Genomic DNA, 13,900 nt, shown 5'->3' with positions numbered 1-13,900 from the left:
TTAAGTTGCCTATGCGGAAATGACAGAATCCTTAAGTTGACACGATTAGGTGAACACTTACAATAATATGTCATTATTAATAAAGGCATGCACTTCTAAGTTGAGGTGTATACAGAGTAGATAACTCAAGATAGCCGAATAAACAGCATAGGATAAATTTTAGTGGAATGTGCTCTAAGGTTAGAGCTATCAATTGATTTATAAATTATGTTTTTACGCCTACGATTATTTTTATTTAAAACATTTAAACGTTGCTGGTTAATTTTTGCAATTTTTATTATTGCTTTAGCAGTAATATCTAGCTTTTTTCGTGCCCTAACGCCCTGGGCTAAACAATATAAGCCACAGCTTGAGCAACGCTTAACAACTCTTTTAGGCGAGCCTGTCACGATCGAAAAAATGGAGACAGGATGGTTTTGGTTTGAACCTGTTATTAAATTAAAGAATATTAATGTGCAAAGTGCACATGAAGTGATTAATTTAAAGAAACTACTAGTTGGTATTAATCTCTTTGAATCCATTTGGCATTGGCAATTACAGCCTGGTATTTTGTATGTTGAAGATCTTAATTTAACATTACGTCAATTAAGTGATAAATGGCAAATAGAAGGTCTAACTAATATCAACAAAAATAGTACAATGCTTCGTAAAGTGGCTTATACACCTATTTTAGCTTGGGTGCTAGAACAGAAAAAAATTATTATTAAAAATTTTAACCTACAAATTTATTTAAAGGATAAAACGCTACTGCCTTTAAGGCACTTTAATTTAATAATCACTAATCGTTCGGGTCAATATGCTATCAAGGGAAATGCTTACTTAGCTCAAAAGCCCCTGACTTCATTTGAAATATTAGCAAAAATGGAGTTAGACCCCTACAAACTAGCTCAAGCAAAAGGGCAGGCATTTCTTGCGATAAATCATTTACAACTGACACAATGGGATACTTTTTTACCGCACTCACGAATGCAACTTCAGCAAGGAAAGGTAAATCTTTTATTATGGCTCGATTGGCAAAAAGGTCATCTTGAAAAAATTCAAAGTAAGTTGGAGTTAAAGAAGCTAACCTGGCAAGATAAAGAAACTAAAATAGAGCAAAATGTACCTTATTTGCACGCTAATTTAGTTTTAAAACCTACAAATGTAGGCTGGCAATTAGCTGGAAATAATATCGCAATGCAATTAGGTGCTGTTAAGTGGCCAAACAATGAATTCTTAATTAATTATGATAAGAATACTAGTGTATTTGATGTTTATGTTAAAAATCTCATTTTAGAATCCTTCTTACCTATTGTCCCTTACTGGCCTAATCAGTTTAATTCTATTCTAGCGGTTATGCCTAAAGGTTTGTTACAAAATACGCGGTTAACTTTAAAAAATCGTGAGCCTATATTTTTATTAACCAAATTTAATCAACTAAGTTGGTTAGCACAAAAAGCTATGCCGGGGATTGAGAATTTATCTGGATTACTATCCTGGTCACCTAAGGGCGGTAATTTAGCGGTTGATAGCGAACATTTTACCTTAAATTTTTTAAATAAACCTGCTGTTAGTTTTGATAAGCTAGCAGGTATTTTTAGTTGGCAGGCATTAGCAGATGGTTTACGTATTAGTATGCCAAACTTTATGCTTATAAGGCCTGATTTAAAAGTTAATGCAAAAGGCAGTATTAGTGGTATAAACGCGCAGTCAACTGGGCAAATTGACTTAGATGGTAAGCTAGCTGCTGATAATGCTGAGCAGTGGCTAAACTACCTGCCAGCAAAATACATGCGGCATAAACTTGATTTATGGCTAAAAAAAGATGTTAAGCAAATTAAGCAAGCTATAGCGCAAATTTCAATTCATGGTTTAGCAGCAGATTTTCCTTTTACCGATAAACCTGGTGAATTTAAAGTTAACAGCTACCTACAAGGTGTTAATTTACGTTTTGCTCCCCATTGGCCGTTGCTAAAGGATATGCAAGGCTATTTAACTATTGATAGACGCTTACTTGATATTAACATTGATCACGCTTTAACCAAAAATATAGTTATTAATAATGCAAATATAAGAGTACCTGATATTGGCTTAGATAAAGAAGCTTTATTAATACGCACTGAAATTACGGCGCCTGCTGATAAAGCATTAAATTATGTTCGTACATCACCTTTAAAGGAAAAATTATCTGCTTTAAAAATACTGCAAATGACAGGTAATCTAAATCTTGATTTACAATTAGAAATTCCTTTCTACTTTGTACCTGAACATGAACAAATTTTAGCCTTAGGTAATATAACGTTTAATAAAAATCATGTGGCGGTAAACCATATTGTTAATGATATTCAATTAGATAATTTAGTTGGCTCTTTACAGTTTGATGAAAAAGGTATTTTAGATAGTAGTCTTAAAGCAGCTTTTATGAATTATCCTGTTGACTTAGTCATTCAATCTGTTCGTTATCCTAATCCTTATACAGAAGTAAAAATTGTCGCTACAACCACTAGTGAAGTTTTACAAAAGAAATTTAAGTTGCCTTGGCTTAATTTGCTAGCAGGAAAGGTCGAATTAGAAGGTATCTTAACTTTAACTAATGACCCTAATGATCTTGATCATTTACAAATTAAAACCTCTCTTCAAGGTATGGCAATTAATCTTCCACCACCTTTAGGAAAGGTAGCCCAAGCTGTGGTACCTTTAACAGTGGATATTAATTTTAATCCACAAAAAGCATTACGTTTACGTATGGCTTATAATAATCAGCTCAATAGTGATTTGTGGTTTTCACTACTAAATAATAAATTTCTCCTTGAAAAAGGTGAAATCCGTCTTGGTGAAGGCCAAGCACTTTGGCGAGAACAATCAGGTGTACAAATTATAGGTACTTTAAGTAAATTTGATTTACAAAAGTGGCAAAATACTTTCTCAAAACTAGCATTTAATACTATAGGCTCGGACAATGTTCCTATACATTCTGTTAATCTTTTATTAAAAAAAGCAGTCTTAGGCAGCCAAATTTATCCTAATCTAAAAATAAAAGCTGCTAAAGTAAATAGTCATGAATGGACTATTGCATTAAATCAAAAACAAATAGAAGCTAACTTAAGTTATCATTTAAATAGCAACTACTTAAGCGGTACCATAGCCAAATTGAATATAGATAAAATGCCTGCGGCTCAAACTGAAAAACTACCTGCATTAAAAATAAAGAATCTTCCTAATCTAGATTTAATTATTGAACAATTACAATTTAATCATTTAAATCTGGGTACAATTGCGATTAAAGCAGTAGTAAAGGAAGATGCTTTAAAGCTTGAATCTTTTAATTTAAAAACACCCGAGTATGACTTACAAGCACAAGGCGAATGGCAGCAAAAAGAAAAAAGCGAGATGTCTTCGTTGACAGGTGCTGTGCAAATTAAAAATTTAGCTCAAGCGTTACGACGCTTAAAATGGAGTCCTGCGGTAGAAGCACGGCAAGGCCAGTTAAATTTTAAAGGGTACTGGCCTGGCGGTTTCCAAAACTTTTCCTTACAACGTCTTAAAGGAAACTTGTATATTCTTTTAAAAAATGGTCGCATTACCAACCTTAGTCCAGAAACAGAAGAAAAATTAGGTGTAGGTAAGTTACTGAGTATTTTAAGCTTACAAACCATTCCTAGACGTTTAAAATTAGATTTCAGTGATCTCGCACAAGATGGTTATAGTTTTGACGAATATAAGGGTATATTTGAGATTAAAAATGGTATTATGACCACTAATAATAGTTATATTGATGGTCCAGTAGCCTATGGTAGCATGCAAGGTAGCTTAGATATCGTTAATCAGTACTATAATTTAAATTTAGAGATTGTGCCGCATATAACTGCAAGTTTACCGGTTGTTGCAACCATTGCAGGTGGACCTGTTATAGGTCTTGCGACCTGGGTTGCAAGTAAAATTATTAATCATGGCATGCAGAAGATAAGTGGTTATACTTATAAGATCTCAGGTTCCTGGAAAACGCCTACTGTAAAACAAATGAGTATTGTTAAAAAAGAACCTCTGGCCAAAGGTAGTGCCAAGAAAGACGTCTAAAATGAAATGAACAAGCTATTTAGTTTAGCAATCTAGTTAATGTAGAGTTAGTAAATTAAGTGTCCGTATTAATTAATATACTTTGAGTATTATTTATAAATTCATGCTTTAATGAAATAGGATAATATTATGTGGGGCACACTTTTAAAGCGCTATTGGCAAGTGGCCATTTTGCAAGAGACGCCAGCAAATACACCGTATTCGTTCTTTTTATTAGGTTTGATTATATTAATTTATTTTCTTGTGTTAATTATTCAGTGGACCATAGCCGATGTTAAGAGTAATTATAGTTTAATAAATACTATTTTAACTGGTCTAGCACTTTTGCTGTCTTATTTTATCTATACCAAAGTAATTTTTTCATTATACAAAAAAGATAATCGATTTGTGCAAGCAATTACCTCTTTGTTGATGAGTAACTTAATTATTCATTGCCTGGCTTTTCCATTGTTGCTTTTTACTTCATATTTTTTACAAGCTGATATGTTGCAGGTCAATATGTTATTATTCACAATTATTTATATATTAAGCACATTAATATTAAGTATTTGGCAATTCTTAGCTATAGCACATATCTATCGATGTGCTTTAGAATCAAGTTTTTTTGTTGCCATGTTAGTTAGTTTTGGTTTATTGGCAACTAACATTTTAACAGTTTCACTTTGGCGATGAGAAGAAAAATGCATTTACATATTTTAGGAATTAGTGGCACCTTTATGAGCGCGTTAGCATTACTAGCGCGTGAAGCAGGCTATAAGGTAACAGGCTGTGATGCTAATTGTTATCCACCTGTAAGTGATTTATTACAAGCAAAAGGTATTGAGTGGACTGAAGGGTATGACGACACAACTCAAGCACTAAAAGCAGATATAGTAATTATTGGCAACGCTATTAAAAGAGGGATGCCAGTATTAGAAGCTGTTTTAAATGCTGGTAAAAATTATATATCAGGACCGCAATGGCTTGCTGAAAATATTTTACCTCGTTTTCGTGTTCTAGCTGTAGCAGGCACGCATGGTAAAACAACTACTACGTCTATGTTAGCTCATATCCTAGACCAGGCTGGCCTTAAACCTAGCTTTTTGATTGGTGGTGTAGCACCTAATTTTAATACTAGTGCTAACTTAAACCAAGGAGAATGGTTTGTTATTGAGGCAGATGAGTATGATAGTGCTTACTTTGATAAACGGCCAAAACTTATGCATTATCGACCTGAAATTACTATCCTTAATAATTTAGAATTTGATCATGCTGATATCTATGCAAACTTAGAAGCTATTCAACAACAATTTCATTTCTATTTAAAAACAATTCCTAGTAAAGGAGTTGTCATTAAACCACGTGATGATGCAGCTTTAAATGCAGTTATTGCACGCGGTATTTATTCTAATTTAGAAGATTTCACCTTAGATGGGAAAGCAAATTGGTGTGCTGAAGTATTAGATGATAGTGGTTCTCACTTTCGTGTTTTATATAATCATAAAGAGGTAGCAGAAGTAGCTTGGTCTTTAATTGGACGATTTAATATTGAAAACGGCTTAGCTGCGATTGCTGCAAGTTATCATGCCGGTGTTAAACCAAAGGTAGCAGCTAAAGCGTTAGCTACCTTTAAGCCTGTAAAAAGAAGGCTTGAAGTCAGAGCAAATCAACATGATATCACTGTTTATGATGATTTTGCGCATCATCCAACAGCGATTGCTAAAACTATTCAAGCCTTACGCCAAAGCAAGCGTCATAAACGTATTTTTGTAGTCTTAGAATTTGCATCTTATACTATGCGTTCAGGCGTCCATGCTGAAAGTATGGCTAAAGCATTAGCGCAAGTTGATAATGCATTTATTTTAAGTCCGGAACAATTTGACTTATCAGGCTTAGCGAAAGATTGGACTTGTGCTTTTAAAATATTATCTAATACACAGGCCATTATTGATAGCGTAATACAAACGGTCAGACCTGGCGATGCAGTAGTTGTGATGAGTAATCGAGGCTTTGATAATATCCATCAACAATTAATCAGTAGCATTAATAGCCGTTTTACTCCGGTAGAAGATATTCCAATTTAAAGAGAGATTAAAAGCTTCTGTCGTTTCGGCGCAAGCGGAAATCTAACTTCATACTACTACTGAGCCTATATAAAAATGGATACCCGCCTGCGCGGGTATGACAGCGCTCCTTTAAATTGATGCCATTTTAAGCGCTTACCTTAACTCATCGATACAGCTTAAAAGTTCTATTATTTCCGCTCCAACACCTTAAAACCCTGTCATTTCCGCATAGGCGGAAATCTATTTTCATATTGGCACTAAGCCTATATAGAACATAGATACCCGCCTGCGCAAGGTATGACAGCGCTGTTTTTAAGTTGGTGCAGCTGATGTGTTTAAACGTTTTTTGCATAAGCCATACCACTCTTGCTTAAAGATTCTGTCATTTCCGCGCAGGCGGAAATCTATCTTCATACTGGCACTAAACCTATATAGAACATAGATGCCACCTACAGGGGTATGACGGCGCTGTTTTTAAATTGATGCCATTAAGCGCTTACCTAAACTCATACGATACAGCTTAAAAGTTCTATTATTTCTGCCCCAACACCTTAAATCCCTGTCATTTCCGCGCAGGCGGAAATCTATCTTCATACTGGCACTAAGCCTATATAGAACATAGATGCCCACCTACGCGGGTATGACAGGGCTGTTTTTAAGTTGGTGCAGCTGATGTGTTTAAACGTTTTTTGCATAAGCCATACCACTCTTGCTTAAAGATTCTGTCATTTCCGCGTAGGCGGAAATCTATCTTCATACTGGCACTAAGCCTATATAGAACATAGATACCCGCCTGCGCGGGTATGACAGGGCTGTTTTTAAGTTGGTGCAGCTGATGTGTTTAAACGTTTTTTGCATAAGCCATACCACTCTTGCTTAAAGATTCTGTCATTTCCGCGCAGGCGGAAATCTATTTTCACTCTAGTACTGTATCGAATTTAAACCAGCTTCTTGCCTATGCGTAAATGACAGTATGCTCTTAAAAACTACCTTAATTGAGCTTTAATGTAGCATAAAGTTTAGTGGGCGCTATATTTTTAAGAATGAATTACTTGGCCTAATCATTCATGAACTATTTAATTCTATTACATTTATATTTTTAACAACTATAATTCAGAAATTAGATTTTCAATTAATTCTTGAATTTAATAAAAATGTTAGCTTTCTAAACAGTTAGATTCTCACTTGCAAATTGGTTTATACGTTGTTATAAAGAAATAGACAGGTAGGTCTAGTAAAGATCTGTAAACTTTCTTGAATAGATCTGATATTCCGCATTTTGTAGCTGCACATAGATTCAAGAAAGTTGATTAATACATCTATATTTAAGATTTAACCTTAGGCTACATACTTGCATGATCTAAGCATGTAAGTGATGATTTGCGGAGGAAATCTATTATGCCGACCTTTACACAGTTGCAGCAAAAAGCGGAATTTTTACCTATGAAGCTGTGCAACTCGTATACTAAATTATATACAATGGGTGGTCTTTTCTGTTCTTGTCTTCCTTTTACACCTTCTCAATTGCTGCAAGACGCTTACCTAATTCAGAAAGTAGCTAAAAATCTTAACTATTATGCCGTAGTTGAAGAAAACAAATTATTGGTATTGCAAGGTGTTTATCTATACATTTGGGAACGTTATGATAGCTCGTTTCAAAAGGTATTTAATAAACCTTTTTTAGATACTTTAAGTGCCCATTTAGAGGTTAATTCACTTGAAGAGTTAAATAAGGATACTTATGAGGATAGTTATCAAGCGTTAGATGAGTTTTGTAATTGGGTATATCATAATCGCTTTCATCGAGAGCTGGGTGAATTATATAGAGCTTTTCCAAACGATATGCAAGCAAATATTCACACACGCTCCTATCGAGTGCCAGAAAGTGATCTTTCATCCTGGGGAGGTACTATAACTAGTTTGTTAAAAGGTATAGGAATTAATAAGTTATTTTAAGGAGATCATATGGCATATGACGTCCCAGACTATGTTTTTTTAAAAAATGCAACTGATAGATTACAACAGTCTTTTGCCCAATTAACTAAGCGCTACACTGCTCCTTCTTACAAAGTCTTGAGAGAGAGATTACTAAAGCTTGATGACTTATATAAACAAAAGTTAAAAGAAAAAGATAAAAGAAGCTGGATAAAATGTTTACCTGATAAAACTAGACTTGAGCAAATTGGCTGTATTATGCAGTTAGCTGGTAATATGCCTAGTGAGCAAACAACTCTTAAAGAAGATATCATTGAGAGAGCAAAATCTATTTTAATAGGTGCTAGTTTATATCGATATACCCGTATTGATAATTCTTATAAAGTCCTATTTGGTTTTTTTGGCAAGGCCCAAGATAATAGTGCTTTGAATATGGCATTATATGACATTCTTGAGATTTCAGAAGCTAATAACATAGACTCCTTAACCTGGGCAAGTTGTTGCAGTGATTATCGCGATTATTTATTAAAAGATAAAAATTATACTAGCTATAGTTATATTGACCATGATCCAGACTTTTTTGATAATTTAAATACGATGATAACTAGTGAACAAGCGAAAGCATTACCGATGACTAAGCAGTTACAATATATTTTATTTATTCAATCAGTTCATAAAATGCTGGATTCTTATCCCACAAAAATAATGCAAATAGCTGATAAATTAAAAGCATTACTTGGCCCTAAATCTAAAATTAATTATCCTATAGACAAAGAAGAAGTTTTAAAATTGTTAAAAAAACTTTCAGTTGAAGATGATGTATATACCCTATTAAAGCGAATAATCCCAGAAGACTATGCTATTGATTATGTAGAGACAAGATTAGTTGCAACTGATGATAAGAGAGGAGAAATTGAATTTACAACAGATATTCGTGACAGAATCAATGTTTACTGTCAATATGCTTTACTCGGCAGCTATGTATTAGTACTAACAAAAATAAATGAACTGCAAAGATTAAATTCATCTGCAAATTTAATGGATTATAATGAAAGGCAATTGCTCGATACCTTAAAAAAAGCGGTAAAATTTGCTATTGCTGAGCAAGAAGGTAATTTACTTGATGATGAAACTCGTAATTTTGCTCTAACTTCATTACAGAATTTTATCGACTTAAAAGATAATATTCTTATGAATAATGAAGTATGGGGTGGAACTGATTTATTTAAAGGTGAATTTCATCGTCAACTTGTTGATGTAAGAGCTCGTTTAAGTGAGCCGGCCGAAATAGAGAACTCTTTTACTATGTAAATAGTTTATTTTGTTAGCCGTAAGCTAAATTTAAGCTTATTTTTATAAATTTAGGTTATCCACAAAATCTGTGGATAACTGTGTGCGCAAGGTGTTTAAGGGCAATCTTATTTAATAGACTGCTAATATACTATTTGGATAAGCGAGTAGTTATTAATAGTATTAATTTAAAAACCATTCTGCCACTCAAGTATAAACAAGCTTGGTTAATTTCCGCACGAAGCTCTTGCTATTATACGCAGAGCATTTGTTGTTCATGCGCGTTCTTGTTATTCACGTACAAAGCTTTTGCCATTCCTACTCATAGTTCTTGTCATTCCCGCACAGAGTTTTCATTATTCTTACATAGAATGTTTGTCATTCACACACAAAGTTCTTGTCACCCTCCGTACAGAATGTTTGTCATTCACGCACAAAGTTCTTGCCAGCCTCCGTACAGAAGGTTTGTCATTCACGCACAAAGTTCTTGTCACCCCCCGTACAGAATACTTGTCATTCCCGCGCAGGCGGGAATCCATCGCTTCATAGGCACATTGCCAATGTTAAAATAGATTTCCGCCTACGCGGAAATGACAAGATTTTTAGATAATGCTAATTAAGCTAGATTTCCGCCTACGTAGAAGTGACCAAACCTTAGATAGTACTAAAACTAAACTAGATTTCTACCTGCGCAGAAATGTCTAACTTTTCTAGTTGATAGCATTAAGTCATTTACTACTTAACATTAATAATATCTTTTTAATCAATAAGCTATAAAGGCTAGCCCATTTTTTTTGTTAAAAATTTATACATTTTTTATTAAAAATGTGCTCTAAGCGCTATACTAATAATAAAAAGCAAGGAATACCTCTATGGATAAATATCAAGATCGTCAAGCTGCCGGTAAAGTACTTGCTAAGCACCTAAAGGAATATACTAATAAAGCTAATACTATAGTATTAGCACTTCCCCGAGGGGGCGTTCCAGTTGCCTATGAAATAGCAAGCGCTTTAAATTTACCGTTAGATATTTTTTTAGTTAGGAAGCTAGGAGTACCTTGGCATAAAGAATTAGCTATGGGCGCGCTTGCCTCAGGCGGCTGTAAATTTTTTAATCAGGAAGTTATCGAATCATTAGAAATATCACAAGATGAAATAGATAAAACTATTTTAAAAGAGGAAAAGGAATTAAAACGGCGAGAAATACTTTATCGTGATAATCGACCGTTACCTACTTTTTATAATAAAAATATTATCTTAGTCGATGATGGTATTGCTACAGGCTCTACAATACGTGCAGCGGTTAAAGCTTTAAAGAATAGAAAACCTGCCAGTATTATTGTAGCAGTACCCGTAGCTGCCTTATCAACTTTTAAAGAAATGACCAATTTGGTAGAACGTGTCATTTGCCCTTTAAAGCCTATTTATTTTTATGCTGTAGGGATTTGGTATGCTCATTTCCCTCAAATTAACGATGATGAAGTAACGATGTTACTTAAAAAAGCAAACGAAAACTATTTAGCAAATGCTTCGTGAGGATAACTTATGGGTTTTTACTCGCTGGATAAAGCAAAGCAAATTACCATATTAACTGCTAATGCAACCTTATCAGGTTTTTTGTTTGTTCCTAAAGAAGCAGAGGGGCTGGTATTATTTGTTCATGGTAGTGGCAGTAGTGCCCAGAGTACACGTAATCAATATATAGCAAATTTTCTAAATCAAGCCAATTTAGGGACTTTATTATTTGATTTATTAACACCTTATGAGGAAAAAATAGATAATATTACCCGCGAATTACGCTTTAATATTTCTTTCTTAGTAAAACGATTAATTGAAGTAACCCACTGGAGCGCAAAACAGTTTCCTTCTTTAAATTTAGGTTATTTTGGGGCTAGCACTGGTGGTGCTGCAGCCCTAGTTGCGGCTGCTAAAGAGCCTCCTTTAATTAAAGCAGTTGTTTCTCGCGGTGGCAGACCTGATTTAGCAGGTGAATTTTTACCTAAAGTTGCAGCACCTACACTACTTATAGTTGGGGGCAAGGATAAAGGCATAATTGAATTAAATCAATCAGCAATGAGGCAATTAACTTGCGTTAATCAACTAGAAATTATACTTGGCGCAACCCATTTATTTGAAGAAAAAGGGGCTTTACCACAGGTAGCTGAGTTAGCTAAAAATTGGTTTACCACTTATCTCTAAGCTATCTAAAATTAAGGAATCGCCATGGATGCTCACGAAAAAATGGTTCAAACATTAAATATGGCGATCAAACCGTTACTTGGAAGAGCTGAAGATTATGACGAGCTTATTAACAACATTGGTGAGCGACAATTTGTTCTAATGGGAGAGGCAACTCATGGGACAGAAGAGTTTTATCAGACTCGCATGCAAATTACTAAACGTTTAATTGAAGAAAAAGGTTTTATGGCAGTAGCTATTGAGGGTGATTGGCCTGATGTTTATGGTATTCACCGCTATATTCAAGGTGAAGGTAGTAGTCATGATAATGAACAATCTCTAAATCTTTTTCAACGGTTTCCAACATGGATGTGGCGTAATACAGCTATGGCTAGCTTTGTGAAATGGTTAAGAAATTATAACGATAAGTTAGCTGCAACTGAGAAAATTGGTTTTTATGGCCTAGATTTATATAGTTTAAATACTTCAATAACTGCAGTAATTGAATATCTGAAAAAAGTCGATCCCAAAGCAGCTAAGCAGGCAATAGAGCGCTATGCTTGCTTTGATCCGCATAAACTTGATGCTCAATCCTACGGGTATTTAGCTAATGTGGGTATTAAAAAAAAATGTATCGAGGAGGCTATAACTGTTTTACTTGATTTGCAACGTAATGCTTTTGAATATTTACATCAAGATGGCCTTTTGGCTAAAGAGGCTTATTTCTTTGCCACACAAAACGCAAGGATTGTAAAGGATGCTGAAAATTACTATCGGTCTATGTTTGAAGGTGAGACCTCATCATGGAATATCCGTGATCAGCATATGGCAGAAACAGTCACTGTTTTAGCTAATCACCTTGAACAACAATTTCATCGGCCGGCGAAAATAATTATATGGGCTCATAATTCTCATGTAGGCGATGCACGCGCTACAGAGCGTAAGGATCATAAGGAAATTAATATCGGTCAATTAATCAGAGAACAATATGAGTTAAATACTTATTTAATAGGTTTTTCTACCTATGTAGGATTTGTCACGGCAGCTTCGGGTTGGGATAAGCGCCCTGAATGTAAAAAAATAATACCTGGCCTTGCTGGCAGTTATGAGGCTTTATTTCATCAGTTAAAGTATAAGGATTTCATTCTCTATTTAGAAAATAATGAGCAGCTTGAGTATTTTTCACATTTCCCCCGTTTACAACGGGCTATTGGGGTAATTTATAAACCGGAAACAGAGCGTTTTAGTCACTATTTTTTTTCCCGTCTTCCTGCACAATTTGATTGTTTAATTCATATTGACCAAACTCAGGCTGTACAGGAACTTAAAATTACTTAACGATTAAATTAAGTTAATTTAACCTTACTTAAATGAGTATTTAAGTATTTGATAAATTTAATAATTAAAAAATATGGTTGCTAGTTTACTTGTTAATGATATCCAGGCCCGCGCTTTGTTTCCTAGATTCCGCGAACAAGTCGCGGAACGTAGTCGGTATGGGCTTCAAATACCATGTCTTTTTATTTCAACCAATACTAACGCCTATATCCTCCTAAATATTAACGCTTACACCTCAAATATTAACGTTTACACCTAAGAAGTGTTAACGCTTACACCTAACAAATACTGATGCTTACGCTTAACAAATATTAAGCCTATATTCCGTTTTATATTACCGCCTACGTCCCGCGACTTGTTCGCGGGATCCAGTCCTTTATATTTCTTTAGAATTCCTATCTAAGGATTGGAACTTAAGTCTAATTGACTTTATTCAGCCCAAGTTGAAAAAGAAAGTGGTAAAAAAAATACAATTTTAATATTGCCTTAATGATACTTCACTATAATAGAATTATTTAAAAATATTATGAGACATAGTATGTCCGCCTCACTTAAAAGAAAAGTTAGCGAGTTACCATATCGCTCAGAAGAAAATACCTCAAATACCTCAATAATCTCGGTAGTAAATTCAACTCCTAAGTGTATTACTCACGAAAGACCTTTAAGCTTACAATTGTTAAATAAGGCTGAAATGGCTCTAGCAGCAGGTGCTTTTTTTGGCATGCTTGCTGTTATCTGTATTGTATTTTTGTCTTCTTCTATTTTACTATCTCCCTTAGTTATCATCTCTACGATTTTAGCTATCGTATCAGCAGTCACTGCTGTAATTCTTTTAATTATTTCATCAGCGGTTATCAGTTTTAAAGATCAAAAAATTGTAGTAAAGCCTGAATCTGTAGTCTTATATCCATTAACTAGTAATGAGATAAATTCCATCAATAAAGAAGTAGCGTAACTATTAAACTTTTCTCAAGATAACCATTAAAGACTAATTTCAAATGACGAAAACCCTTATGTATTTTATCTATTTACACTTGGTCAATATTTTCTTAGCTTAGC

General features: G+C 34.3%; 9 protein-coding genes. All 9 read left to right on the top strand.

The window, feature by feature from the left end; all coding sequences use genetic code 11:
* Positions 1 to 207 precede the first annotated feature (207 nt).
* The 9 genes from ACNVED_RS10040 (at position 208) to ACNVED_RS10000 (ending at position 13,796) form a co-directional block, all read left to right on the top strand.
* The gene (locus ACNVED_RS10040; protein WP_419418883.1) at positions 208 to 4,056 is read left to right on the top strand and encodes a YhdP family protein; all 3,849 of its coding nucleotides are present in this window, start codon (positions 208 to 210) and stop codon (positions 4,054 to 4,056) included.
* A 129-nt stretch (positions 4,057 to 4,185) separates the two neighbouring features.
* On the top strand, positions 4,186 to 4,728 hold the full coding sequence (locus ACNVED_RS10035) for a hypothetical protein (RefSeq protein WP_419418882.1): 543 nt from the start codon (positions 4,186 to 4,188) through the stop codon (positions 4,726 to 4,728).
* Positions 4,729 to 4,736: 8 nt separating this feature from the next.
* A complete protein-coding gene (mpl, locus tag ACNVED_RS10030) occupies positions 4,737 to 6,119 on the top strand; it encodes a UDP-N-acetylmuramate:L-alanyl-gamma-D-glutamyl-meso-diaminopimelate ligase (RefSeq protein WP_419418881.1) in 1,383 nt (460 codons plus the stop codon).
* A gap of 1,380 nt (positions 6,120 to 7,499) precedes the next feature.
* On the top strand, positions 7,500 to 8,057 hold the full coding sequence (locus tag ACNVED_RS10025) for a hypothetical protein (RefSeq protein WP_419418880.1): 558 nt from the start codon (positions 7,500 to 7,502) through the stop codon (positions 8,055 to 8,057).
* A 9-nt stretch (positions 8,058 to 8,066) separates the two neighbouring features.
* Complete coding sequence (locus ACNVED_RS10020; RefSeq protein ID WP_419418879.1) at positions 8,067 to 9,347, top strand: hypothetical protein; 1,281 nt, start codon at positions 8,067 to 8,069, stop codon at positions 9,345 to 9,347.
* An 851-nt stretch (positions 9,348 to 10,198) separates the two neighbouring features.
* A complete protein-coding gene (locus ACNVED_RS10015; protein WP_419418878.1) occupies positions 10,199 to 10,861 on the top strand; it encodes a phosphoribosyltransferase in 663 nt (220 codons plus the stop codon).
* Positions 10,862 to 10,870: 9 nt separating this feature from the next.
* Positions 10,871 to 11,524, top strand: a complete 654-nt coding sequence (locus ACNVED_RS10010; protein WP_419418877.1) for a dienelactone hydrolase family protein — start codon at positions 10,871 to 10,873, stop codon at positions 11,522 to 11,524.
* Between the two features lie 24 nt (positions 11,525 to 11,548).
* Complete coding sequence (locus ACNVED_RS10005) at positions 11,549 to 12,841, top strand: erythromycin esterase family protein (protein ID WP_419418876.1); 1,293 nt, start codon at positions 11,549 to 11,551, stop codon at positions 12,839 to 12,841.
* A gap of 538 nt (positions 12,842 to 13,379) precedes the next feature.
* Complete coding sequence (locus ACNVED_RS10000; RefSeq protein ID WP_419418875.1) at positions 13,380 to 13,796, top strand: hypothetical protein; 417 nt, start codon at positions 13,380 to 13,382, stop codon at positions 13,794 to 13,796.
* Positions 13,797 to 13,900: the final 104 nt, after the last annotated feature.

Origin of the sequence: Legionella sp. D16C41 (genome assembly GCF_048541585.1) — a bacterium.
Taxonomy (GTDB): Bacteria; Pseudomonadota; Gammaproteobacteria; order Legionellales; family Legionellaceae; genus Legionella_C.
This window is presented reverse-complemented; position numbering and strand designations above follow the sequence as displayed.